Genomic DNA, 25,186 nt, shown 5'->3' on the forward strand with positions numbered 1-25,186 from the left:
GGTCACAGGCCGCACCCCGCGACGGTCGGCTGCGGATCCTTGTACGGCTCGGGGTCCTGATAGGTTACGACGCCCCTCGCCTCGACCCTGGTCGCCTGCGCGGGCACGGCCTGCGAGGCGGGCCGCCAGCTCGTCCACGAGCCGCCGACGAGGTACCGCGCCTCGACGTCGCCGCGCGCCTGCAGCGACGCGTTCGCGGGCGCCGTCGCCTCGAGCGGCGCGAGCGGCCGGCACGTCTCGACGGTCGCGCGGAGGCTCAGCGGCGTGAAGGGGCCGACCGTCGTCGGCTCCGAGCAGAGGCGGCCGTCGCCGGCGCCCGAGGGCGCGCACGCGCGCAGGTCGACGCGCGTGTCGCCGCGGCCGTAGGCGAACGAGCCGCCCGGCGGCGTGATCCAGGAGCCCTCGCTCACCCGCCGCCACTCGCTCGTGGACGTCTGCCGCGTCCGCACCTCGATCCAGGTGCCCGAGGCCAGCGCGGGTGCGCCCGCGAGGCGCAGGTCGCGCGCGTCGTCGCGGACCTCCGCGACGACGTCGACGTCGGCGGGGTCGATCGGATCGGGCCTGCCGAAGACGGGGCCGGACGTCGAGACCGAGCAGAACCAGCCGTTGTCGGCGATCACCGCGACCACGGCGCGCGCGCCGTCGGCCACCTCGAGCGAGGTGCTCGTCTCCGACGAGCCGGAGGGCGTGCCCGTGCCGGAGCTCGTGCACGTGAGCCCCGCGACGTCCGCCTCCGCGACGATCCGGGCCTGGTACCGCACCTGGCGCGCGCCGCCTGGCTCCACCGTCGCCCAGCGAGCCGCGACCGTGCCCGAGGCCTGGTCGCGCCCCGTGATCACGATGCTCGTCGTGCCGGGCTGCCCCACCGCGGTGAACGGCACGGTCGCCGCGGGCCAGCGCCAGCTCGCGTCGGGGACGCCCGCGGCATTCGCAGCGGCGACCTCCACCTGGTACGCGCGGCCCGCCGTGAGGCCGGCGACGACGGCGCTGCGCTCCCCCGCGCCGACGCGGACGATGCGGTCGGTGCCCGATCCCACGACGTGCACGAGGTACGCCTCGACGGGCGTGCCGCCCGCCGGCTGCGCGACGCCGCGCCACGTGACCCGCGCCGAGCCTGCCTCGGTGCCGGGCGCCACGGCGATGCCCTGGACCGCGGCGGGCAGGCGGTCGGCGTGGACGGGCTCCGAGGGCGCGGAGCGCTCGCTGTCGCCGAGCGCGTTCGTGGCGATCGCGTGCAGCCGGACGTCGACGCCCGCCTGCAGCCCCTCGATGCGGCAGCGGGGCTGCGCGCCGCAGTCGACGTCGACGCCGGGCCCGACGATCCGGTAGCCGGTGATGGGGCTGCCGTTCGAGGCGGGCGGCTCGATCGACATCGTCACGACGCCGTCGACGTGGTCGTCGAACGCCTGCACGGGAGGGACGGGCGCGTCGGGCACGTCCTGGACGGTGACCGTCACGGGGCTCCAGACCCCGCGGCGCACGTCGCCCGTCGCGTCGAGCACGAGCACGTTCAGGATGGTCGCGCCGATCTGCGCGTCGCCGGCGACGTCGATGCGGAGCCGATCGCCCTCGAGGCGCGCCTCGACCCCGCGCGCCGCGGCGCCCGCGTCGCGGAGCCCGCCGAGCCGCAGCGGCGAGTCGGGGAAGGGGTTCGATGCCTCGTCGTTCGCGAGCGGCCGCACCTCGGCGCTCGCCCCGCGCCGCACCGTCACCTCGTCGGCCTCCGGCGCGACGAGGGGCTGGGTCGACGAGACGACGGAGAGCACGATGTCGCCCGCGACCCCCTCGCCCGCGCCGTCGCGCACGCCGACGGAGAGCGCGGCCATGGTGCCCGGCACCGTGCGCTCGAGCGCGCGGACGGTGAGCGTGGAGCCGACGACCGCCGCTTGGAAGCCGGCCGGCACGGCGTCGGCGAGCGACCATGAGGCCGCCTCGAGCCGCGCGGCGTCGGGCGTGCGGGTGATGCGCGCGAGATCGATCTCGCGCTCCTGGCCCGGCTGCAGCTGCGCCTGGAAGCCCTGCACGGTGAGGGGCACGTCGTCGCCGGGCAGCACCTCGATCGGCAGCACGATCATGCCCCGCCGCCCCTCCGGATCGGAGGGGCTGTCGCCGTCCGTGACCTCGAAGGTGATGCTCGCGGGGCCGTAGTAGCCGCGCTCGGGCACGAAGCGGAGCGTGCGCTCGTCGATCACGGGGTTCGTGCCGTCGGTCGGGGTCGCGTCGACGTCGCTCGCGTCGGTGAGGATCGGGCCGTCGCCGTCGACGGTGTCGATGACGTCGGCGAGCGCGATCTCGAGCGTGCCGCCCGAGGGCACGGTGAGCGGGGCGACGCCGGGTCGCAGCTGCGGCAGGGCGTCGTCGCGGCCCGGCACCGCGACGACCGCGGTGCCGGTCGCACCGACGTCGTCGCTGCGGACGACGGCGAAGGGCACGTAGCGCGTGCGGTCGCCGACCGCGATCTCGATCGAGCCGTCCTCGCGCAGCACGACGCCCTCGGCCGGCATGGGCAGGCTCGCCTCCAGCACGTCGGCGCGGCCGTCGCGGACGCTCGCGTGCGCGAGCGGGTCGATCCGCACCGCGTCGGCCTCGGCGATCGACTGGATGCCCACCTGCACGTCCTGCACGTCGGGCGCGGGCGGCGCCGCATCCGGGTCGACGTCGACCCGCAGCCAGCTCGCTGCGGACGAGCCCGCCGAGTTCTCGACCGTGACGAGCACGCCGATGCGCGCGGTGCCCGGGCCCGCCGTGACCTCCACCGCGCCGTCGCGCTCCACGGCGGACGCGCCCGCGGAGTCGGTGCGCACGTCGACGATCCGCAGCGGCAGGCCCGCGGGGTCCTCGTCGTTGTCGAGCACCGGCACGACGAGCGTCGAGTCGGGCCGCATCGCCGCGACGTCCGCCCCGAGGACCGGCGGGAGGGCGGCGGAGGGCTCGACGACCGCGATGCGCACCGTGCCCTCCGCGACCCCGCCGAGGTCGTCGGCGATCCGGTAGCGGAACTCGTCGGTGCCGACGGAGTAGTCGCCCGCCTGGTACCGCAGGATCGACGGCCCCGACTGCGTGACGAACCCGAGCGATGGCGCGCTCGAGGGCCCGAGGAGCTGCACGGGGTCGCCGTTGGGGTCGGCGTTCGACAGCGGGAGCGGCAGGTCGACGCTCGCGCCGGCGACGACCCGGGCCTCCAGGGTGGGAGCCTCCGGCGCCGCGTTCGTGGTCTGCGCCGCCGCCGCGACCCGCAGCTCGACCGCCGCCGTCGCGGTCTGCCCGTCGGGGCCGCGCACGGCGTAGGTGGCGTGGAAGGTGCCGGGCTCGTCGGCCGCGACGTAGCGGAGGCGGTCGCCGTCGACGAAGAGGAGGCCCTGCTCGGGCGGCGCTACGATGCCGTCGACGACGACGTCGAGGCCGTCCGGCTGCTCGTCGTTCGCGAGCACGGGCACGTCGACGAGGCCGCCAGGGCGCACGCTGACGGCGTCGTCGCGCGCGATCGGCGCCTGCACCGCCGCCGCTGCGGCCGCCGAGACGAGCAGCTCCCCGCTCGCGGCACGCCCGCCGTTCGTCACCGTGTAGCGGACGAGGGCGGAGCCCTCGAGCTCGTCGACGAGGCGGAGCCGCACGCGGTCGCCGTCGACGACCTCCGCGCGCACCGCCGGATCCTCGCTCGTCGCGACGGTGACGGCGACGACGCCGCCCGCGGGATCGTGCGCGAGGCGATCGACCCCGACCTCGACCGCGCCGATCGCGGGCAGCAGCGCCCTGCCGGGCGTCGTGACGGGCGGAGCGGACGCGTCGACGGGGTCGAGGACGCGGACGGCGGCGAGCCCGTTGCGGGTGGAGGTGCCGTCGGTGACGACGTAGGTGAAGCGCATGAGGCCGGCCTCGGTCGGCACCACCTCGATCGTGCCGTCGCCGTAGTGCGGCTCGACCGGCAGCCCTGCGGCGACGACGTTGTGCAGGCTGAGCGCGCCGGCACCGCCGTGGGAGGCCAGCAGCGGCTCGAGCACGAGCCGCTGCCCCGGCCTGCCGACCGCCGTGATCGGGTCGGCGCTGATCGGCACGGCGCCCGCGTGCACGGTGAGCGGCAGGGAGGCCGTCGCCGTCGCCTGGCCGTCGGTCACGGTCACGGCGACCTCGCGCTGGGCGCCCGCCCGCCCGTCGCGGAACTCGAGCCTGCCGTCGGGGCGCACCGTCACCCGGTCGGGCGCCTCCGCCGTCGCGGACACCACGGCGAGCGAGTCGCCGTCGGGATCGAGCCAGCCGTCGAGCGCGTCGAGCACGATGGTGCCGCCCGCCTCGAGCGTCGCCTCGCGCGCGCGCTCGAGCCGCGGCGGCTCGTTGCCCGTGGGCCGCACCGTGACCACGGCGCGCGCCGCGTCGCTCTCGGTGCCGTCGGAGACGCGGTAGTCGACGACGACGACGCCCGCGTCCGGGGCCTCGAGGCGGATCCCGCGCCCGTCGGGCTGGATGGAGACCGGCGCGTCCTCCCGGTCGCTCGCGACGTCGGTGATGACGATCGGGTCGCCGTTCGGGTCGGTGTCGTTCAGCAGCACCGGCAGCACCGTGACGGCGCCCGGGCGCGCGCCGAGCTCGTCGTCGACCGCGGTGGGCGGGGCGGGGGCCGCCTCGACCTCCTGCTCCACGGTCTCGCCGTCGCTCGGCGCCTCGGCCTCGGGCTCCTCGGCCTCGAGCTGCCAGCCCTCGACGCGGCCGCCGTCGCGGTCGATCGCCCAGGCGTCGCCCGCGAGCGGGTCGACGAGCGCCGTCGCCGAGCCGCGGTGGAGGATCGCGAGCGGCGCGCTGGGCGCGACGCCGTCGATCGAGAGCACGACCGGCTCCTGCTCCTCGCAGTCGCGCCACGCGGTGCCGGAGGCCCAGGCGGCGAAGGTGCAGCCGCCGGCGACGAGCGGCGCGGCCGGCTCGCCCTGCAGGCCGGAGGCGAGCACCTCGCTCGCGTGGATCCCGAGCTGCTGGCGCACGAGGCCGTCGTCGGTCGCGTAGAGCACCGCGCCCGCGTCGTCGCCGGGTTCCTGCAGGCGCACCCCCGTGGCCTCGACGGCGGTCTCCCACGTGGCGGTGGAGAGCACGCCCGCGCCCGCGTCGAACAGCACCCACTCGTCGCCGAGCGCCGTGAGCTGCAGCGCGGGGGCGGAGGGCGAGATGGGGGCGCGCTCGCTCGCGACGGTCTCGCCCGCGTCGTCGATCGTCAGCACGCGGCCGAGGCCGGGCGAGGCGGCCATGAGCGCGGTCTCGCCGAGCACCGCGACGCCGCCCCGGCCGAGCGCGACGACCGCGTCGCCGAGCTGCGCGCCCTCGGCGAGCGCGCCGACGCTCGAGCGCCACACGTCGCCCGTGGTCTCGGCGGCGATGAGGACGTCGTCGCCGCGCACCTGCACGTCGGCGCCGGCGCTGATCGGCACCGCGGGCCCCGGCTCGGTCGCGGCGTCGAGCACCACCCGCACCGTCGAGGCGTCGCGGTCGACGAGCACCGTGCCGCTCGCGCCCACGAGCGCCTCGTCGACGGCGCCCACCCGCAGCACGCGCTCGATCGCGCGGTTCGCGGTGTTCGCGAGCCCGATCGCCCCCGCCTCGCCGTTCGCGACCCACACGCTCGAGCCGTCGAGCTCCGGCTCCACGGCCGCGTAGCCCGGGCTCAGCACCGCCCCGGCCACGACCCCGGCGACCAGGAGTCCGCCGAGGCCCGCCGCGGCGGTGCCGCGCCTCATGGCAGCGGCTCCGCGCAGGACTCGGTGCTCTCGCCCGTCGAGCCGTCGCGGTTGACGGCGACCTGCACGCAGAGGCGCTCGCCCGGCTCCCCCGTGAGGGTGAAGCTCGTGCCGCCCTGGATGAGGGAGTCGCCCGTGGAGGTGCGCACGAGGTAGGTGTCGGTGCCCGTGAGGCCCGGGTCCTGCCACGCGAACTCCACCGCGCCGCTCGCCGGCGTCGCGGCCACCTCGGCGACCGAGGGGATGCGGGCCGACACCGAGGAGAGCGCGAGCGCGGCGACCGCGACGATGCCGAGCACCACGACGGTCGCCGCAGCGATGCCCACGCCGACCGCGAGCCGCTTCGGCTGCTGGGGCGTCCTGCGGCCCGTCGACGAGGAGATGTCGATGCGGCTGCCCGTGATGCCCGGCGAGCGGCGCGCGCGGCGCTGGCGCAGCCGCAGCGCGTCGGCCTGCGCCTCGACGTCCTCCTCCGCCTGCGTGGCGGGCCCGGAGGCCCACGGGTCGAGCTCGACCTCGATCGGGGTGACGTCGAGCTCGAGCTCGCGCTGCACGCGCTGGAGGTCCTCGAGGAGCGCCTCGACGCTCGGGTGGCGGTCGGCGGGCTTCGCCGCCATCGCGCGATCGAGCACGGGGCGCAGCGCCGTTGGGATCGCGCGCGAGGGCAGCAGGTCGTGCGCGACGATCCGGTCGGTGAGCGCCGCCTGGTCGTTGGCGCGGCCCGGCTGCTCGGCGGGGCTGCGACCGGCGATGAGCGAGAAGATCGTGGCGCCGAGCGACCACACCTCGGTGGCGATCGTGCCGCCCGTGCCGCCGCGCAGCACCTCGGGCGCCGCCCACGGCACCGAGACCCCCGCAGCCTCCGAGACGTCGTGCCGGAGGCCGGCGATGCCGAAGTCGGACAGCACCGGATGCCCGAACGCGGTCGTCAGGATGTTCGCGGGCTTGATGTCGCGGTGCAGCACGCCCGCTCGGTGGGCGGTCTCGATCGCGGAGCCGATGTGGATCGCGACGCGGAGCGCGGCCTCGACGCCGAGCGGCTCGGTGCGGAAGCGCTCGCCGAGCTCGGGGTTCGCGAGCTCCATGACGAGGTAGGGCCTGCCGTCGCTCGCCACGGAGGCCGAGAAGACCGTGAGGATGCCCGGGTGCGACGAGAGCCGCCCCATGAGGTTGACCTCGCTGCGGAACGACGCCCGCACGTCCTCGTCGACGAGCTCCGCGAGCAGCACCTTGACGGCGACGGGCCGCCGCGGCAGCGCCTGCTCGTACAGGAACACATCGGCGTAGCCGCCGGTGCCCAGCACGTGCAGGTGCGAGAAGCCGGGCAGGACCGGCGGCGCTGAGGGGAGCCGCCTGGGCATCAGGGCCGCCCTGGCTCCTCGTCGCGGAGCGTCGTCCGGGGCACCGTGCGGTCGACGTCCTCGACCGTGGGCGCCCTCGTGACGTCGACGACGATGACGGACACGTTGTCGCGCCCGCCGTGGTCGAGCGCGGCGGCGACGAGCGCCTCGGCGGCGGCCGCGGGCTCCTCGTGCTCCCACAGCATGCGCTCGATGTCGACGTCGTGGACCTCCTTGGTGAGGCCGTCGGAGCAGACGAGCAGGCGCAGCCCGGGCATGATCGGGAGCAGGAAGTAGTCGGGCACGGGATCGATGCCGGCGCCCACGCCGCGCGTGACCACGTTGGCTTCGGGGTGCGTCTCGGCCTCCTCCTCGGTGAGGAGGCCCGCGTCGATGAGCTCCTGCACGACGGAGTGGTCGGTCGTGATGCGCGTGAGGCGCTCGCCGAGCATCGCGTAGGTGCGGGAGTCGCCGACGTTGAAGACCGCGAAGTGCGGCGCGCCCTCGTGGATCGCGAACGCGCAGCCCGTCACGGTGGTGCCCGCGGCGCCGTCGCCGTCGCCGAGGCGCTCGATCTCGTCGGTCGCCGCGCGCAGGGCGTCGACGACGTCGATGGGCTCGACGGCCTCGAGGCCTGCGAGGCCGCCCAGGTGCTCGACGACGGCCTTCGAGGCGAGGTCGCCGTGCGAGTGCCCGCCCATGCCGTCGGCCACCGCGAAGACGGGCGGCTGGGTGACGAGCGAGTCCTCGTTGTGCTGGCGGCGGAAGCCGGTGTCGGTGAGCCCCGCCCACCGCACCGCGAAGCGGCGCGCCTCAGGGCCCTCTGTCGCGTGCTCGCCGGCTGCCGATCCGATGTGGGTCACGCCTGCCAGTCTCCCACGACGCGGCTCCGAGCCTCGCGACGCGCCAGGCGACCGGGGATGGAGGCCATGCGGGCGGCTCTCAGAGACGGCCCGCGAGGATGCCCCGCCAGTACGTGCGCGGCAGCGCGTAGCGGTCGACGAGGTGCCACACGGGGCTCGAGCGCACCTCGTCGACGAGCGGGATGCTGCCGCGCACCCGCAGCTGCCGGTCGTACTCGCCGAACGAGAGGCTGCGGCGCCCGGTGGCGATGGGCGCGACCGTGTAGCCGTCGTAGCGCTCGAGCCTCGCGCCGGCGCGCGCATGCCGGATGTTGTCGACGACGATGCGCACCTGATGGCGGAGCGCGCCGCCCGTGCGGCCGTCGCCGAGCGCCGCGCCGTCGCCGACGCCCCAGATCCGGGGATGCGCGCGGTGGCGCAGCGGATCGGGGTCGACGTCGACGAACCCGCCGCTGCCCGGCCCGTCGAGCCCCGAGGCGGCGACGAGCGGCTGCGGCGCGTACGGCGGGAGCACGTGCAGCAGCGCGACCCGCTCGCGGCGCGCGCCGCCCGGGCCCTCGAGCACCGCGACGTCGCCCTCGATCGCGACGAGCCGGGAGCGGGCGATCGTGCGCACGCCGTAGCGGTCGAGGTGCCGGCCGACCTCGGCCGCGATCCGCGGCACGGGGTGCAGCGCCTCGCCCTCGTGGACGAGCACGACGTCGATCCGGTCGAGCGCACCCTCCGCGCGCCAGCGGTCGCACGCGATGAGCAGCGGCTTCAGCGCCGTCTCGCGCCCGGATGCCGGCTGGTCGTGGAGCGTGAACATCGCCGTGCCCTCGCGCAGCGCGGCCAGCCGCTCCGCCGCGGCCGCGAGCCTCGGCAGGCTCGAAGGCCGTGACGGCCAGGCGCGCGTCGAGCGCGTCCGCGGCGCCCGGCAGCGCCGCCCAGTCGATGCGGGCGCCGGGGGCGAGCACGAGGTCGCCGTAGCGGAGCCTCCTGCCGTCGTCGAGCTCGACGACGCGCGCCTCGGGGTCGATCCGGACCGCGGCCGCGCGATGCCACGTCACCCCCTGCGGGATGAGCGGTGCCTGCGGCCTCGTGAGCGCGGCCATGGGCGCGAGGCCCGTGGCGACGTAGTTCTGGAGCGGCTTGTAGACGTGGACCTCGGAGGGCTCGACGAGCCCGACGTCGGGGCAGCCGCGCCGCCGCAGGCGCGCCGCGGCGGAGAGCCCGCCGTTGCCGCCGCCGATCACCAGGACGTCGTGCTTGCCATCGCTCGCCATGCCGCGACGCTACGCGGTGTCCCCCGCTCGCGCCTCGGCGCGGGCTGGACGCGCGGTGCGCCCCCGCAGCCAGGCCGGCGCGCCGCGCGCGTCGACGAGGTCGCGCAGGAGCGGCGCCATCGTGAGCCCCGGGTCGATCGCGGCCGCCTGCTCGGCGCAGCGCGCCGCGGTGCGGCCGCGGCCCAGCGCGAAGTGCAGGAACCCGACGATGACGAGGAGCGGCGCGCGATCCTCGACGGGCGTCGCCGCGGCGAGCGCCGTCCAGGCCCGCAGCTGCGCGAGGACGCCGCCGTGATCGGGTGCCGGCCCCTCGCCCAGCATGCGCGCCGCGCCCGCGGCGTCGCCGGCGGCCTGCGCCTCCGGGCCGTCGATCGCGACGACGATCGCGAGGTCGCGGAGGGCCGGCCGATGCACGAGCGCCACGGCGAGCGCGGCCTCGGCCGCGCGGTCGACGCCGAGCGCCGAGCGCCCGCCCGAGGCGAGCAGCGGCGCGGCGGCGAGGCCCGCCTCGAGCGCCGGGACGGGGTCGTCGGCCGCGGCGGCCACGGCGGCGGGCGCGAGGGCCCTGAGCGCGGCGTCGAGGCGCGCGATGGCCGCGTCGTCGCCGACGGGGATGCCCGGGACCTCGGGCGGCAGCGGCGCGCCCGGCACGGGATCGTCCTCGAGGTCGAGCTCGGCCCTCGGCCCCCGGGCGGACGCCGGCCTCGCGTAGTCGCCCCAGGCGTCCGGTGCGAGCGCGAGCGACTCGAGCACGCCGAGCCGCTCGGCCACGAGCGCGGCCACGAGCGCGCGCTCCCCCGCCGCCCCCGGGAGGGCGCCGGCGCCGATCGGTGCCGCGAGGCTCGCGACGAGGAGCACGGCGTCGGCCTCGGGGGCACCGCGCCGGATCGCCGCCGCGAGCGCCGCCGCCGTCGCGGGCTCCGGCAGGTCGAGGGTCATGGGGGTGCCGGATCGGCCGCGCGCGAGCGGCACGACGAACAGCGCGTCGGGCTCCACGGGGCCGGCGATGCGCGGCAGCAGCGCGAGCAGGGACTGGGGCGTGCGGATGCGGACTCGTTCCATGCCGCGGAGCATGCGGGAGGCGCGCCGCGGCCCGCGCCGAGCGCGGCCGCACCTGTGGACGATCCGGGTTGCGACATACCCCCCAGGGGTATACGGTCGACCGCATGTCGAGCCACGACCCGCACGCCGCGAGCGCCGTACACGAGCGCGGGCCCCGCGCCGGCGGCGACGCGCACCACGGCCACGCCGGCCACCACGGCCACGGCGACCACGCCGCCGCCTTCCGCCGCCTCTTCTGGTGGATGCTCGCCCTCGCGATCCCCACGGTGCTCGCGAGCGAGATGTTCGCGATGATCGTCGGCTACCCGCTGCCCGACGCCCCCTGGGCGCCGTGGGTCTCCCCCGTGCTCGGCACGATCCTCTACGCCGTTGGCGGCCGCCCGTTCCTCGTGGGGGCCGTGCGGGAGCTGCGGGGCCGCCGCCCCGGCATGATGCTGCTCATCGGGCTCGCGATCACCGTCGCGTTCGTCGCCTCCTGGGCCGCATCCCTCGGCTTCGCCGAGCACGGCCTCGACTTCTGGTGGGAGCTCGCGCTGCTCGTGGCGATCATGCTCCTCGGCCACTGGCTCGAGATGCGCTCGCTCGCCCAGACGTCCTCCGCGCTCGACGCGCTCGCGGCGCTGCTGCCCGACGAGGCCGAGCGGATCGTCGAGGGCGGCACCGAGCGGGTCGCACCCGCCGACCTCGAGGTCGGCGACCTCGTGCTCGTGCGGCCCGGTGCCCGCGTGCCCGCGGACGGCGCGGTCGTCGAGGGCGAGGCGAGCGTCGACGAGTCGATGATCACGGGCGAGTCGCGCCCCGTGCACCGCGGCTCCGGGGACCGCGTCGTCGCGGGCACCGTCGCGACCGACTCGGGCCTGCGCATCCGGGTCGACGCGACGGGCGACGACACCGCGCTCGCGGGCATCCGCCGCCTCGTGGCCGACGCGCAGGCATCGAGCACGCGCGCGCAGCGGCTGGCCGACCGCGCCGCCGGCTGGCTGTTCTGGTTCGCGCTCGGCGCGGCCGTCGTCACCGCGATCGCCTGGACGGCCGTCGGCAGCCCGGACGACGCCGTCGTGCGCGCCGTCACCGTGCTCGTGATCGCCTGCCCCCACGCGCTCGGCCTCGCGATCCCGCTCGTCGTCTCGATCGCGACCGAGCGCGCGGCGCGCGGCGGCGTGCTCGTGGCCGACCGGCTCGCGCTCGAGACGATGCGGCGCGTCGACGTCGTCCTCTTTGACAAGACCGGAACCCTCACCGCCGGCGAGCCCGCCGTGGTCGATGCGATCGCCGCCGACGGCGACGTGCCGCGCCTGCTCTCCCTCGCTGCCGCCGCCGAGGCCGAGAGCGAGCACCCGCTCGCCCGCGCCATCGTGCGCCGGGCGGAGGCCGACGGCCTCGCCGTGCCCGCCGCCTCCGGCGCCGCCTCCTCCCCCGCCGTCGGCGTCACCGCGACGGTCGAGGGCGCGCGCGTGCGCGTCGGCGGCCCGCGCCTGCTCGCCGAGGAGGGCGCATCCGAGCTCGACGGCGTCGCGCCCTGGCAGGCGGCCGGCGCGATCGTGCTGCACGTCGTCGTCGACGGCGCCGTCGCCGGCGCCCTGCGCCTGGCCGACGAGATCCGCCCGGAGTCGCGCGAGGCCGTGCGGGCGCTGCGCGCGCTCGGGGTCGACGTCGCGATGGTGACGGGCGACGCGGAGGCCGTGGCCCGGCAGGTGGCGGGCGAGCTCGGCATCGAGCGCGTCGCCGCGGGCGTGCGCCCCGAGCACAAGGCGGAGGAGGTCGCGCGGCTGCAGGCCGAGGGCCGCACCGTCGCGTTCGTCGGCGACGGCGTCAACGACGCGCCCGCGCTCGCCCGCGCCGACGTCGGCCTCGCGATCGGCGCCGGCACCGACGTCGCCGTGGCCTCCGCGGGCGTCGTGCTCGCGAGCTCCGACCCGCGCAGCGTGCTCGGCGTCGTCGAGCTCTCGCGCCGCAGCGCCCGCACGATGGTGCAGAACCTCTGGTGGGCGGCCGGCTACAACCTCGTCTCCGTGCCGCTCGCGGCCGGCGTGCTCGCCCCCGTCGGCTTCGTGCTGCCCATGTCGGTGGGCGCGCTGCTCATGTCGGCCTCGACCATCGTCGTCGCCCTCAACGCGCAGCTGCTGCGCCGCCTCGACCTCGATCCCGCCCGCACCGCCGCGCGGATCCTGGACGCCCCCGAGGGCGACCGGGCCGCCGGCGACGACAGGAAGGAGCGCTGATGCGCACCACCACCGCCCTCGTCCCCCTCGCCGCCGCCCTCGCGGTCGGCCTCGGCCTCGCCGGCTGCAGCACGGGCGGCGCCGCCGCCGACCACGGCGACCACGGCATGCGGCCGAGCGCCGGCGATGGCGCCGGCGCCACGTGGAACGACGCCGACGTCGCGTACGCGACGGGCATGGCCGCCCACCACGAGCAGGCGGTCGAGATGAGCGAGCTCGTGCTGGCCCACGACGGGCTCGACGCGCGCGTCGCCGACCTCGCCGAGCGCATCCGCGCGGCGCAGGGCCCCGAGATCGCGCAGATGGAGCAGTGGCTCGAGGCCTGGGGCGCCGACGGCGACATGGCCGACCACGGCGACCACGGCATGGCCGGGATGCAGTCGGAGGAGGACCTCGCGGCCATCCGCGACGCCGACGCCGACCGCGCCGCCGTGCTGTTCCTGGAGGGCATGGCCCTGCACCACGAGGGCGCGCTCGAGATGGCCGAGGCGCACCTCGAGGCGGGCGCCGATCCGGCCGCGCTCGCGCTCAGCGAGCAGGTGATCGCCACGCAGCGGGCGGAGGTCGACGAGATGCGGGCGCTGCTCGACGAGCTCGCCTGAGCCGCCTCGACCGGCCTCCCACGCGGCCGCCGCGGGCCCTCCGGCCCCGGCGGCCGCACGGCGCGACCTCGCTACGGTGGAGGGCATGATGCGCACCAGGCCGCCGCTGCAGGGATCGTTCGGAGCCGTCGCCTCGACGCACTGGCTCGCGTCGTCGAGCGGCATGGCCGTGCTGGAGCGGGGCGGCAACGCGGCCGACGCCGCGGCCGCCGCGGGCTTCGTGCTGCACGTCGTCGAGCCGCACCTCAACGGCCCGGGCGGCGACCTGCCCGCCATCGTGCGCCTCCCCGGGCAGGAGCCGCAGGTGCTGTGCGGGCAGGGCGTCGCGCCCGCCGCCGCGACGATCGAGCGGATGCGCGCCGAGGGCATCGACCACATCCCCGGCACCGGCCAGCTCGCGGCCGTCGTCCCGGGCGCCGTGCCCGCGTGGCTGACGCTCGTGCGCGACCACGGCACGTGGCGGCCGGAGCAGGTGCTCGCGTTCGCGATCGAGCTCGCCGAGCGCGGCCACCGGGTGCTGCCGCGCGTCGCCCGCACCATCGCGGGCCGCGCCGACTTCTTCGCCGAGCACTGGGCCGCCTCGCACGCGCTGTGGTCGGCGCAGGTGCCCGAGGCCTGGGACGTGGTGCGGAACCCCGCGCTCGCCGAGACCTACCGCCGCCTCGCCGACGCCGGCAGCGGGCTCGGCCGCGAGGCCGCGTGCGACGCCGCGCTCGCCGCCTGGAGCGAGGGCTTCGTGGCCGAGGCGGTCGACCGGCACAGCCGCGAGGCCTTCATGGACTCCTCCGGCGCCGCCCACGCGGGCCTCCTGACGGGCGACGACCTCGCCGCCTGGCGGCCCTCCTGGGAGCCCACGATGTCGATGCCGTGGCGCGGCACGACCGTGCACAAGGCGGGCGCCTGGACGCAGGGGCCGATGCTGCTCGAGGCGCTCGGCATCCTCGAGCCGCTGCTGCCCGAGCGGGCGGAGGCCTTCGACGAGCGGCTCGTGCACCTCGCTGCCGAGGCCGCGAAGCTGGCCCTCGCCGACCGCGACGCCTGGTTCGGCGACGGCGCCGACCTCACGGGACTCCTCGACGAGCCCTACCTGGCCACGCGCCGCGCGCTCATCGGCGAGGAGGCCTCGCTCGAGCCTGCGCCCCGGCGCGCTGCACGGCGCCCCGCGCATGCCGCGCGCCGAGGCCGCGGGTGCCGCACCCAAGGCCGCGGGCACCGGCGAGCCGACCCGCGGCGACACGTGCCACATCGACGTCGTCGACCGCGACGGCATGGTCGTCTCGGCCACGCCCTCCGGCGGCTGGCTGCAGTCGGCGCCCACGATCGCCGAGCTCGGCTTCTGCCTCGGCACCCGCGCGCAGATGCTGTGGCTCGAGGAGGGGCTCACGACGAGCCTCGCGCCCTCCGTGCGCCCGCGTACGACGCTCTCGCCCACGATGCTCGTCGACGACGACGGCGGCACGGCTGCGCTCGGCACGCCCGGGGGCGACCAGCAGGACCAGTGGCAGCTGGCGATGCTGCTCGGCATGCGGGTGCTCGGGCTCGACGCGCAGGCGGCGATCGACGCGCCCTCGTGGCACGTCACGCACCTCGTCTCCTCCTTCGAGCCGCGCGTGTGGGAGCCGGGCGGCCTCCACGTGGAGTCGCGGCTCGGCGAGGCGGCGATCGCGGGCCTGCGCTCGCGCGGCCACGTCGTGACCGACGCGGGCGCGTGGGCGCTCGGCCGGCTCTCGTACGCGGCGCGCGACGCCGACGGCACGGTGCGCGCCGCCTCGAACGCCCGCGACGAGCAGGGCTACGCCGCGCTCCGCTGAACCGGAGCGCGCCTCCGGCTCCGGTAGCCTCGACGCGCCGGCGCCCCGCGCGCCGGCCGAACCGACGAGGAGCACCATGCGACGCGACGCACGCCCCCTGGATGCCCGAGCCCCGGGGCCCCGAGCCCTGCGCCTGCGGGCCATCGCGGTCGCGACGGTCGCGGCGCTCGCGCTCGTCGGCTGCGGGCCGCAGGAGGAGCCGGAGCCCACGCCGAGCACGACGCGCGCGCAGCCCTCGGTGACGGCCCCCGCGCCGACGCCCACCCCGGACGCGCCGATCGACCCGCTCCCGGAGGGCGCCGTCACCGCCCTGCTGCTCGGCTCCGACTCGCGGACGCCCGGCTCGTTCACGGGGCAGGCCGACACGATCATGCTCGCCCAGATCTCGGCCGAGCGCGACGCGCTCTCGCTCATCTCGATCACGCGCGACTCCTGGGTCGCGATCCCCGGGTACGGCTCGGGCAAGATCAACAGCGCCTTCGCCCGCGGCGGCACCGAGCTCATCCGCAGCACCGTCTCGGAGCTGTTCGGCGGCCTCGAGATCGACTACGTCGTGCAGACCGACTTCGAGGGGTTCATCGGGCTCACGCGCGCCCTCGACGGCTTCGACGCCGACAACCAGCACCCCACGCGCGTCACGGTCAACAGCACCGGGCGCGTCGTCGACCTCACGGCCGACCCCGTGCACCTCTCCGGCACCGACGGCCTGATCTTCGTGCGGCAGCGGAAGGGCCTGCCGCTCGGCGACCTCGACCGCACCGAGCGGCAGCGGGCCGCCATCGCGGGCATGCTCGCGCGCATCGACGACATCGCCGAGGACCCCGCCGCGCTCGCGACGCTCATGGGCCACGTGGCCTCGCGCGTGAAGATCACGGGAGACCTCTCGGTCGAGGACATGCTCGCGCTCGCCGCGATGAGCCAGGAGCTCGACGACGCAGCCGTGATCAGCCTCATGGCGCCGATCTCCGGCTTCGGGAACCAGGCGGGGCAGTCGGTGAACGTCGTCGACGAGGCGCGCACCGCCGAGCTCGGCGACGCGCTCCGCGCGGGCGACGTGCAGCCCTACGTCGACGCGCACGGCACCGACTACGCCCCCTAGCCCGGTCGCGCCGCAGCCCGGCCGCTCCCTGGCCCGGCCGCTCCCTGGCCCGGCCGCTCCCTGGCCCGGCCGCGCCGGAGTCGGGCCGCGCCGCCGGCGCTCAGGCGAAGACGCCCGCGATCTCCTCGACCGTCGCGGGGTCGAGCTCGCCCTGGCCGGCGGCCGCGTTCTGCGCGATCTGCTCGGGGCGGGTCGCTCCGGCGATGACGCTCGTCACCGCGGGCTGCGCGAGCAGCCACTGGAACGTCGCCTCGAGCATCGTGCGGCCCGCCTCGCGCGCGATGCGGTCGTACTCCGCCAGGCGCGTCCAGTCGGCCTCGTCGAGCAGCTGCGGCTTCAGGGCCGTCAGGCGGCCGCCGACCGGACGCGCGTCGGCCGTGTACTTGCCCGAGAGCAGGCCGTTCGCGAGCGGGAAGTAGGGCAGGAAGCCGATGCCGGCCTCGAGCACCGCGGGCAGCACCTCGCGCTCGACGTCGCGCTCGACGAGCGAGTACTCGTCCTGCGCCGAGACGAACCCGTTCGGGCTCTCGACCGCGGCGGCCTCGCGGATCTGCTCGGCGCTGAGGTTGGAGTGGCCGTAGGCGCGCACCTTGCCCTCGGCGACGAGCTCGTCGAGCGCGCGCACGGTCTCCTCGATCGGCGTCGAGGGGTCGGGCGTGTGCAGCTGGTAGAGGTCGATGCGGTCGGTCTGCAGGCGGCGGAGCGAGGCCTCGACGGCGCTGCGGATGTAGCCGCGGGCGCCCTTGGGCCCCCAGCCCTCGGTGCCCTCGATCGCGAAGCCGCTGTGGCCCCACTTCGTGGCGAGCACGACGCGGTCGCGGGCGGCGGATCCGGCCTTCGCGAGCGCGACGCCCATGAGGGCCTCGGAGGTCGTGGCGGGGTTGCCGTAGATGTCGGCCGTGTCGAAGAGCGTGATGCCGTGGTCGATCGCGGCGTGGATGACGGCGTCGGTGCCCGCCTGGTCCTCGGTGCGGGTGCCCCTGCGGCCGAAGTTGTTGCAGCCGAGGCCGATGGTCGAGACCTGGAGGCCGGAGGTGCCGAGGGCGCGCGTCGTCGTCATGCCTCCAGCCTAGGGACGTCGGCGGGAGGCCCGGTGCGCGCCCGAGCCTCCGCCGCCGACGCGGGGCGGGGCGGGGCGGCGCCGCAGCACCGCCCCGCCCCGCCCCGCACGCATTGCGCCTACGGGCGGCCGCCGGGGCCGCCGGGGCCTCCCTGGCCTCCGCCCATGCCGCCACCGGTCGCTGTGCCCAGCGTCGCCGCGGTCTCGGCGCCGTCGACCACGACCGTCGCGGTCGTGCCGGTGAGCGCCGCGCTCGAGAACACGACGTTCGCGAAGGCCGACGCCGCCTGGAAGCTCGCGATCGTCGCGCCGGACTCGTCGCGGACCTCGATGGTCGAGCCCGCCTGGCCGCTCGCGGCCACCTGCAGCCAGCCCTGCGTGGAGGTGTCGTCGGGCGACTCGGCCATGCCGGCGGACCCCACCGCGAGCAGCGTGCCGCCGGTGACTGAGAGGCCGCCGTTCGCATCGAGCGCGCCGTTGCCGTCGCTCGTCGGGCCCCAGACGACGACGGTGCCGCCGCTCAGCTCGATCGATCCGTTGGAGTCGAGGCCGTCGCCGCCGGCGCGCAGCGTCACGTCGCCGCCGGTGATGGCGACGAGCTCGCCGGAGTCGGCCATGCCGCCGCCCATGCCGCCCTGGTCGGCGGTCGTCGAGGACGAGCCCGCCGAGCCGTTGATGGCATCGTCGCTCGCGGTGACGTCGATCGTGCCGCCGTCGATCTGCACGAGCGCCGACTCGAGGCCCTCGTCGGACCCCGCGACGGTCACGCTGCCGCCCGCGATCGCGAGCGCCACGTCGGCGTGCAGGCCGTCGCCGACGGCGTCCACGGTGATCGTGCCGCCCGAGACGAGGATGTCGCTGGCCGCGTGCAGGCCGTCGTCGCCGGCGGTCGCCTCGATCGTGCCGCCCTCGATCGCGATCCAGCCGCGGCCCTCGCCGTCCTCCTGGTCGCTCTGCAGCGCGTCGCCGCCCGCGTCGAGGCGGAGCGCGCCCTCCTCGACGAGCAGCGAGTCGCCGCCCCGCAGCGCCTCGTCGCCGGCGACGACCTCGAGCTCGCCGCCGATGATCGCGAGGTCGTCGCTCGTCGAGATGCCATCGTCCGAGGCCTCGATCGCGAGCGCACCGGCACCCGAGACCGTCAGGTCGGCCGCGGCGTCGATCGCGGCGTGCGCCCCGGCGTCCGCGGCGTAGGCCGTCGTGTCGACGATCGTGCTCGAGGTGCCGTCGACGAGGTGGATGGCGACGTCGTCGGCCGTCTGCACCTCGATCGCGGGGCCGTCGTCGGAGGCGATCGAGGCGCCGTCGAGCAGCAGCACGACCTGGGCGTCCTCCGCCGCGGCCACCACGACCCTGCCGTCGAGGCCACCCGAGAGGCGGTACACGCCCGCCTCGGTGATCGTGACGACCCCGTCGGCGCTCGTCACGCCGCTCGCGGCGGTCGCGCCGGTGCCGGAGAGCGTCACGTCGATGGCGTCGGCGGCGCTCCACTCGTCCTCGCGGACGACGGTGCCGTCCTCGTTGACGGCGACGAGCTCGTCGAGCGTGGCGCTCGTGACGGCGCTCGTCGTGGTCGTGGTGCCGGAGGCGCTGCTCGTGCCGGCGCCCGCCGCGGCGATCCCTGCGGTGACGGCGGTGCAGCCGGCGAGCAGCGCGCCGGTCGCGACGATCGCGACGGCGGGCAGCAGGCGGCGCAGCGGCGCGCGGCGGCGATGAGGACGGGCGGCGAGGGCGGGCTCGTCGCGGATGGGCTCGAGCGGGCGGCGGTCGGTGGTCATGGTGGTCTCCTTCTCAGGGGTTCGGTGTCGGTGGGCCGCTCAGGCGGCGGTGCGCTCGGCGTCGGCGAAGCAGCGGCGCAGCACGCCGTGCCAGCGGTTGGCGGGGAGGTCGGGCCGGAGGGCCGCGAGGCCGGTGGCGAACTTGCTGACGCGATCGGGGCGGTGCCCCGCGCGCCACAGCAGCCGGTCGACGCTGCCCGGGCCGCCGGTCGCCTTCGTCTCGACGATGACGAGGCCGGGCGTCCGGAGGGTCGTGCCGTCGTCGAGGCGCCACGCGAGGTCGGTGTCGACGGTCGCGCGGGTGGCGCCGTCGGGCAGCAGCAGCGTCGTGCGGCGGTAGGCGGTCTCGATGACGGGCCGCAGCGGCGGCGCGGGGATGCCGACGACGGCGAGCCCCTCCTCCGCGTACGCGCGGCCGTCCTCGGTGAGCACGGCCCGGTCCTCCGGCGCGTACGCGATGCGCTCCTTCACGGTCGTGCCGCGGCCGCCGCGGGTCTTCAGCTCGAGGAAGGCGAGGTTCGCGTCGACGTAGGTGCGCGTGCGCAGCTTGAAGCGCCGGCGGCGGCCGTGCGCGGCGAGCCGGTAGGCGAGCAGGTCGCCGGAGTCGAAGTAGGTGGAGGCGTAGGCCAGCGCGCGCTCGCCCGCGATCTCGAGCGCCCGCGTGCCCTCGGGGAGCGCCGCGAGCATCCGCGCCGCGTCATCGGCGGCGAGCGCGTACTTGCGGTCGACGCGGGTGAGGAGCGCCGCCGCGGCCGTGAGCTCCTCGAGCGCCACCGGCTCGAGCGCGGCGACGGCGCGCTCGATCGTCCGCGACGCGGATGCGGCGGTCATGCCGCCACCGCCTGCCGCGCCGGTGCGACGTCCCAGCGCACGTCGACCAGGGTGCTGTCGTCGACGAGGTCGACCTCCACGACGCTCGCCTGGCGCACGCGGCCGCCGAGCAGCTGCTCGAGGTGCGCGACGAGCTCGGCGCGATCGACGATCGCGCGGTCGATGCGCACCTGCTGGTGCTGCCCGGCGGCCAGCAGGCGCGGGTGGTCGACGATCGCGAGGGCGCCGACGACGAGCGCGATGAGGGCGCCGGAGAGCACGAGGTCGGCGGCGCCGAGGCCCGCGACGAGGCCGATGGCCAGCGAGGCGAAGTAGTAGGCCACCTCGCGCTGCGAGATCTCGGTGGAGCGCAGGCGGATGATCGAGAGCACGCCGAAGAGGCCGAGGCCCACGCCGATCGAGGCGGTCGCGTCGGCGAGCACGAGGCTCACGGCGAGCACGCCCACGTTGACGCCCACGAAGGCGACGAGCAGGTCGCGGCGGCGGTGGCGGCGGTAGTAGAGGCCGTAGGCGAGGACGAGGATCGCGAGGGCGTCGACGGCGAGCAGGAGGGCGGTGTTCACGGGAGCTCCAGGTGGGGGTTCGGGTTGGATCGGTTCGGGATGGATCGGTTCGGGATGGATCGGCTCGACGGGACGGCGCGGGTGGCGGGCGGCACGGGTGCGGCCTCCGCCGCCCCGCCCGCCGCCGGGGCGAAGACGCCGAAGCGCTGCGCCGCGTAGGCGAGGCCTGCGAGGCACGCGTCGATCGCGAGCTTCGCGGGCAGGAGGGCGGCGCCGGCGGCCACGGCCGCCTGCAGCGCGCCCGCGCCGACGACGGCGCTCGCGACGGCGAGCAGCGCGTAGCGGCGGGCCTGGTCGAGGGTGCGCCCGGAGGCTGCGGCGAAGACCCAGCGACGGCCGACCGCGAAGTGCACGCCGGCGGTGACGGCGCGGGCCGCGAGCGCCGCGAGGCCGGCGAGCCCGAGCACGGCGGTGAGGGCGACGACGAGCAGCGCGTCGAGCGCGAAGCACGCGAGGCCGAGCGCAGAGAAGCGCAGGACGGGGCCGAGGAGCGGCGCGAGGACGCGCGCGGAGTCGGCGATCGGGCGGAAGTGCGAGGAGGCGTTGCCGTCGAGGTAGACCGTGGCGATCGGCACCCCGTGGAGCACGACGCGGCGGCGGGCGGCCTCGAGCAGCACGCGCTGCTCGTGCTCGAAGCGATCGCCCGGCACCCGCCCGATCCAGCGCAGCGCCCCCGCCGGGAGGCCCCGCAGGCCCGTCTGCGCGTCCCCGACGCGGACGCCCGAGGCGAGGGCGAAGAGGCCCCGGCTCACGGCGTTGCCGAGCCGGCTGCGCAGCGGCACGTCACCGACGAGCGCGCGCTCGCCGAGCACGATCGCGTCGGGGTGCGCACCCAGCGCGGCCTCGACGGCGGCGACGTCCTCGGGCGTGTGCTGGCCGTCGCAGTCGGCGGTGACGACGGCGCTGCCCGGGTGGGCGGCGCGCACGTGGCCGATGCCGGTGCGGAGGGCAGCGCCCTTGCCGCGGTTCGCGGGGTGCGTGAGCACGGTCGCCCCGAGGGCCCGCACCGCGGCGAGCGCGGCGGCCGCGCCCGGGCCGCTGCCGTCGTCGACGACGACGACCGGCCGAGGCGCGAGCGCCCGCACGAGGCGCTCGAGGCGCTCGTCCGGGTCGAGCGCGCAGATCAGGACGACGGCCACGGTCAGCCCACCACGTAGAGGATGTCGCTCGTGGCGCGCTCGCCGCCGTTCGACGGCTCGTTCACGACCTCCCCGTCGACGACGATCGTCGAGGAGCCGCCGCCGTCGAGGTTGTAGGCGACGTCCGCGCCGAGGCCCTGCAGGGAGGACGCGAGCTCGGTGAGCGTCATGCCCGCGCTCTCGTCGCTGCGGCCGTCGACGACCACGAGCGCGATCCGCCCGTCCTCGAGCACCGCGACGGCGGTGCGCGGCTGGTCGCCCTGGATGGAGTGGTTGCCGACGTTCGTGTCGACCTCGACGCTCTCGATGCCGCCGACGACCGCGCCGTCCTCGACGAGCGCGGGGCCGAACGAGAGCGTCTGCCAGGCCCCGTCGGCGAGCAGCTCCTCGCCGCTCGTGGCGGTCTCGTCGACGATCGCGGCGGTGCCGTCGCGGTAGAGCACGAGCGCCTCGCGGACGCCCTCGTCGCGGTAGAGCACGCCGTTGCGGATGACGATGCCGGTGTCGCGGAAGCCGTAGTAGTCGCCGTTGATGGCGATGCTCGCGCCCACCTGCTCGGCGATGACGCTCGGCAGCTCGGTGATGTTCTCGCCGAAGGCGTCGTCGGCGAAGGCGCTGCGCAGCTGCGTGATGTCGTCCAGCTCGAGGATCGCCGTCGTCACCGCCGCGGCGTCGTCGCCCTCCCCCACCGTCTCCGTCGTGACGGTCGCGGAGGCCGTGCCCGCCTCGGCGGCGACGGCCGCGGTGCCCGCGGCACGCTCGAGCGAGGAGGCGCTGACGACCTCGACGTGCTCGACGACGAAGCGGTCGAGCGCCCAGGCGACGCCGCCGATCGCGGTCGTGCAGGCGACGAGGCCGGCGGCGATCGCGACGCGGGCGCGGGTGCCGAGGCGGCGGCGCGGGCTGGCGGCGGGCTGGTCGGCGCCGACGGGCGCGCCGGGAGCGGGAGCGGGGGCGGGAGTGGAAGAGGCGGCGTCGTGCATGGATCCCACGATCCGCGGGGGCCCCTGCCCGGAGCAGAACCGCACCTTGGCCGCGCATGAGCGGAGCCGAGCGATCCCCGATGACGGGCCTGTGCGCCGCCTATGCGCGCTCGGCGAGCGGGAGCCGCACCGCGAAGGCCGTGCGGCCGGGGGCGCTCTCGACCTCGATGCGGCCGCCGTGGGCCGCGACGATCGCCGCCGAGATCGACAGGCCGAGGCCCGTGCTGCCCCAGGCGCGCTGCCGCGCCTCGTCGCCGCGCGCGAAGCGCTGGAACAGCCGCTCCTGCAGCGCGGGATCGATGCCGGGGCCGTCGTCGACGACCCGCACCACCGCCTCCGCGCCCTCGCGATCGAGCGAGGCCGTCACCGTCGTGCCGGCCGGCGCGTGCACGCGGGCGTTCCCCAGCAGGTTCGCGAGCACCTGGCGCAGCCGGTCAGGATCGCCGGGCACCTCGACCGGCTCGTCGACGTCGAGCAGCCACACGTGGCCGGGCGCCGCGGCGTGCGCGTCGCCCACGGCGTCGATGAGCAGCAGCGCGAGGTCGACCCGCTCCTGCCGCAGCGGCTGCCCCGCGTCGAGCCGGGCGAGCAGCAGCAGGTCGTCGACGAGCGCGCTCATGCGCACGGCCTCCGCGCCGATCCGCTCCAGCGAGCGCTGCTGCGTGGAGGTCATGGGTGCTCCCTCGGCCGCCGAGAGCTGCGCGTAGCCGCGGATCGAGGCGAGCGGCGTGCGCAGCTCGTGGCTCGCGTCGGCGATGAAGCGGCGCAGCTGCTCCTCGCTGCGCTGTCGCGCGGCGAGCGAGGCCTCCACGTGGTGCAGGAGCGTGTTGAGCGCGAGCCCCACCCGGCCGGCCTCCGTGCGCGGATCGGCGTCGCGATCCTGCACGCGCTCCGGCAGCTCGACCGCGCCCGCCGCGAGCGGCCTCGCCGCGACGCCCTGCGCGGTGGCCGCGACGCGCTCGAGCGGCCGGAGGGCGCGGGCGACGACGATCGCGATGCCCACGACGACGAGCAGCAGCGCGGCCCCCATGACGGCTGCGAGGATGCCCGCCGAGGCCGCGGTCGTCGCGTCGACGTCGCCGAGCGAGCTGCCCGCGATCACCGTCGTGCCGTCGCGGGACTCGGCGGCGACGCGCATGCGCCCCACCTCGCCGCCGAGGTCGACGGTCGCCGGGGTGCGCTCGCCCAGCCCGGCGTCGAGGAGCGCCTGCACCTGCGATGCGGCGAGCGGGATCTCCCCGCCGTCGAGCCCCGTGTAGTCGGCGCCGGAGACGGTGCCGTCGGCGGCCACGACGAGCTGCAGGGTGCCCACGCGCGGCGCGGGCCCGTCGCCCGGCTGGCCTCCGGGGCCTCCGGGGCCGCCGCGCCCCGAGCCCGCGATGTCGAGCCCGGCGAGCACCTGCTCGTCGAGCCGGTCGAGCACCGACTGGCGCAGCGTCGCCACCGCCGTCGCGCCCGCGACGAGCAGTGCGATCGCCACCACGGCGCTCGCGCCGACCACGAGGGTGCGGCGCAGCGTCCAGGCGCGGCTGCGCATCAGGCCGGCTTGATCGTGTAGCCGACGCCGCGCACGGTGTGCAGCATGGGCTCGCCGAGCGCGTCGACCTTCTTGCGCAGGTACGAGACGTAGATCTCGACGATGCTGGCCCTGCCGCCGAAGTCGTAGCTCCAGACGGCGTCGAGGATCTGCGCCTTCGAGAGCACCCGCCTGGGGTTCCGCATGAGGTAGCGCAGCAGCTCGAACTCCTTCGCCGTGAGCGCGATGGGCGTGCCGCCGCGCGAGACCTCGTAGGTCTCCTCGTCGAGGACGAGGTCGCCCACGACGAGGCGCGGATCGTCGTCGCCGGTCGCGACGTGGCGGCGCACCATCCGCCGCAGCCGCGCCACGACCTCCTCGAGGTTGAAGGGCTTCGTGACGTAGTCGTCGCCGCCCTCCTCGATGCCGGCGATGCGGTCGGTCACGGCGTCCTTCGCCGTGAGGAGCAGCACGGGCACCTCGTTGCCCGCGGCGCGGAGCCTGCGCAGCACCTCCATGCCGTCGATGCCGGGGAGCATGATGTCGAGCACCACGACGTCGGGCTGCAGCTCGCGGATCGCGTTCAGCGCGTCCTGCCCGTTCGCCGCGGTGCGGGCGAGCCAGCCCTCGTTGGCGAGCGCCATGCGCAGCAGCTCGGCGAGGTTGGCCTCGTCGTCGACGACGACCGCGCGGATGGGCTGGCCGTCGGCGCGCACGAGCGGGCGGCGCGGGGCGGCGGGGCGAGGATCCATGGCCATAGTCAATCCGATGCTGGGCGGCAGGGGTGCCACCAGCGTGCGCGGCTCGCACGAGCGGCGGCCCGGCGGAGCCTTGGAGGACGCCAAGCGCCGCGGCGCGGGTGCGCCGGCTCGACGCATCTGCGCAGGCGCACCCGGCTCAGGCGCCGGTTCAGGCGCCGCGCGTCTTCCGGGGCTTCCGCGGCTTGTGGGGCTGCGTCGCGGCGATGGTCTGCACGACCTCGTGCAGCCACTCGGTGTCGGCCATCGCGTCGTCGTCGGCGATGCCGTAGGGCTTCGAGCCCGGGTACGCCTCGCCGCGCGGGAGGTGCGCGGTGAGCTCGGCCGCCTCGGGCACGAGCTTCAGGAAGAGGGTGTCGTCGCACACGAACGCGAAGACGCGGTCGTCGCAGTACAGCGCGTGCTCCCCGAACATCGGCTGCAGGCGGATGGGCAGCGGGTCGAGCGCGCGCTCGATCCGCTCGAGCGTCTCGGGCAGGTTCGGCATGCCCCGATGATGGCGCACGCCGGTGACGGAGGCCGCACTGCCATCCAGCGGTGACCGGCCGCCGCAGGTCGAGGAGGCCGCGCCGGAGGC

17 protein-coding genes and 2 pseudogenes are annotated in these 25,186 nt (G+C 76.7%); 4 read left to right on the forward strand and 15 right to left on the reverse strand.

Going from position 1 to position 25,186, the window contains the following annotated elements:
* Positions 1 to 2: 2 nt before the first annotated feature.
* The 6 genes and pseudogenes from OVA14_RS00505 to OVA14_RS00525 all read right to left on the reverse strand — a co-directional run bounded on the left by OVA14_RS00505 (position 3) and on the right by OVA14_RS00525 (position 10,250).
* Positions 3 to 5,720, reverse strand: coding sequence for an Ig-like domain-containing protein (locus tag OVA14_RS00505; protein ID WP_267504390.1), 5,718 nt, complete (start codon positions 5,718 to 5,720; stop codon positions 3 to 5).
* Positions 5,717 to 7,081, reverse strand: a complete 1,365-nt coding sequence (locus tag OVA14_RS00510) for a serine/threonine-protein kinase (protein ID WP_267504391.1) — start codon at positions 7,079 to 7,081, stop codon at positions 5,717 to 5,719. Before OVA14_RS00510 ends, OVA14_RS00505 begins: the two co-directional genes overlap by 4 nt.
* Positions 7,081 to 7,923 (reverse strand): PP2C family protein-serine/threonine phosphatase, encoded by an 843-nt coding sequence (locus OVA14_RS00515; protein ID WP_267504392.1) that lies wholly within the window; start codon positions 7,921 to 7,923, stop codon positions 7,081 to 7,083. The genes OVA14_RS00510 and OVA14_RS00515 overlap by 1 nt, the downstream gene beginning before the upstream one ends.
* Positions 7,924 to 8,002: 79 nt before the next feature.
* Positions 8,003 to 8,731, reverse strand: a complete 729-nt coding sequence (locus tag OVA14_RS00520) for a hypothetical protein (RefSeq protein WP_267504393.1) — start codon at positions 8,729 to 8,731, stop codon at positions 8,003 to 8,005.
* A gap of 106 nt (positions 8,732 to 8,837) precedes the next feature.
* Positions 8,838 to 9,188: pseudogene (locus OVA14_RS13665) on the reverse strand (FAD-dependent oxidoreductase); the annotation flags it as partial.
* A gap of 9 nt (positions 9,189 to 9,197) precedes the next feature.
* Positions 9,198 to 10,250 (reverse strand): hypothetical protein, encoded by a 1,053-nt coding sequence (locus OVA14_RS00525; RefSeq protein WP_267504394.1) that lies wholly within the window; start codon positions 10,248 to 10,250, stop codon positions 9,198 to 9,200.
* Between the two features lie 104 nt (positions 10,251 to 10,354).
* Here OVA14_RS00525 and OVA14_RS00530 point away from each other — a divergent pair, with 104 nt between their 5' ends.
* From OVA14_RS00530 to OVA14_RS00545, 4 genes and pseudogenes are all read left to right on the forward strand, one after another.
* Positions 10,355 to 12,472: a heavy metal translocating P-type ATPase gene (locus OVA14_RS00530; protein ID WP_267504395.1), complete on the forward strand. Its 2,118-nt coding sequence runs from the start codon at positions 10,355 to 10,357 to the stop codon at positions 12,470 to 12,472.
* The gene (locus tag OVA14_RS00535) at positions 12,472 to 13,074 is read left to right on the forward strand and encodes a DUF305 domain-containing protein (RefSeq protein ID WP_267504396.1); all 603 of its coding nucleotides are present in this window, start codon (positions 12,472 to 12,474) and stop codon (positions 13,072 to 13,074) included. The genes OVA14_RS00530 and OVA14_RS00535 overlap by 1 nt, the downstream gene beginning before the upstream one ends.
* A gap of 85 nt (positions 13,075 to 13,159) precedes the next feature.
* Positions 13,160 to 14,885 (forward strand): annotated as a pseudogene (locus OVA14_RS00540) (gamma-glutamyltransferase family protein).
* Between the two features lie 76 nt (positions 14,886 to 14,961).
* On the forward strand, positions 14,962 to 15,984 hold the full coding sequence (locus OVA14_RS00545; RefSeq protein WP_267504397.1) for an LCP family protein: 1,023 nt from the start codon (positions 14,962 to 14,964) through the stop codon (positions 15,982 to 15,984).
* Between the two features lie 100 nt (positions 15,985 to 16,084).
* Here the strand turns inward: OVA14_RS00545 and OVA14_RS00550 are convergent, their stop codons facing one another.
* The 9 genes from OVA14_RS00550 to OVA14_RS00590 all read right to left on the reverse strand — a co-directional run bounded on the left by OVA14_RS00550 (position 16,085) and on the right by OVA14_RS00590 (position 25,096).
* Positions 16,085 to 17,044 carry an aldo/keto reductase gene (locus OVA14_RS00550; RefSeq protein WP_267504398.1) on the reverse strand — a complete coding sequence of 320 codons (960 nt, stop codon included), beginning with the start codon at positions 17,042 to 17,044 and terminating at the stop codon, positions 16,085 to 16,087.
* A gap of 119 nt (positions 17,045 to 17,163) precedes the next feature.
* Positions 17,164 to 18,819 (reverse strand): carbohydrate-binding domain-containing protein, encoded by a 1,656-nt coding sequence (locus OVA14_RS00555; protein ID WP_267504399.1) that lies wholly within the window; start codon positions 18,817 to 18,819, stop codon positions 17,164 to 17,166.
* Positions 18,820 to 18,858: 39 nt separating this feature from the next.
* Positions 18,859 to 19,650, reverse strand: coding sequence for a polyphosphate polymerase domain-containing protein (locus OVA14_RS00560; protein WP_267504400.1), 792 nt, complete (start codon positions 19,648 to 19,650; stop codon positions 18,859 to 18,861).
* On the reverse strand, positions 19,647 to 20,213 hold the full coding sequence (locus OVA14_RS00565) for a DUF4956 domain-containing protein (RefSeq protein ID WP_267504401.1): 567 nt from the start codon (positions 20,211 to 20,213) through the stop codon (positions 19,647 to 19,649). The genes OVA14_RS00560 and OVA14_RS00565 overlap by 4 nt, the downstream gene beginning before the upstream one ends.
* On the reverse strand, positions 20,210 to 21,352 hold the full coding sequence (locus OVA14_RS00570; protein WP_267504402.1) for a glycosyltransferase family 2 protein: 1,143 nt from the start codon (positions 21,350 to 21,352) through the stop codon (positions 20,210 to 20,212). The genes OVA14_RS00565 and OVA14_RS00570 overlap by 4 nt, the downstream gene beginning before the upstream one ends.
* Positions 21,353 to 21,354: 2 nt before the next feature.
* Positions 21,355 to 22,335, reverse strand: a complete 981-nt coding sequence (locus OVA14_RS00575) for a phosphodiester glycosidase family protein (protein WP_267504403.1) — start codon at positions 22,333 to 22,335, stop codon at positions 21,355 to 21,357.
* 100 nt (positions 22,336 to 22,435) lie between these two features.
* The gene (locus tag OVA14_RS00580) at positions 22,436 to 23,872 is read right to left on the reverse strand and encodes a sensor histidine kinase (RefSeq protein WP_267504404.1); all 1,437 of its coding nucleotides are present in this window, start codon (positions 23,870 to 23,872) and stop codon (positions 22,436 to 22,438) included.
* Positions 23,872 to 24,603: a response regulator transcription factor gene (locus tag OVA14_RS00585; protein WP_267504405.1), complete on the reverse strand. Its 732-nt coding sequence runs from the start codon at positions 24,601 to 24,603 to the stop codon at positions 23,872 to 23,874. Before OVA14_RS00585 ends, OVA14_RS00580 begins: the two co-directional genes overlap by 1 nt.
* A gap of 157 nt (positions 24,604 to 24,760) precedes the next feature.
* Positions 24,761 to 25,096, reverse strand: a complete 336-nt coding sequence (locus OVA14_RS00590; protein WP_267504406.1) for a TfoX/Sxy family protein — start codon at positions 25,094 to 25,096, stop codon at positions 24,761 to 24,763.
* Positions 25,097 to 25,186 lie beyond the last annotated feature (90 nt).

Origin of the sequence: Agrococcus sp. SL85, from assembly GCF_026625845.1 — a bacterium.
In the GTDB taxonomy this organism is placed as follows: domain Bacteria; phylum Actinomycetota; class Actinomycetes; order Actinomycetales; family Microbacteriaceae; genus Agrococcus.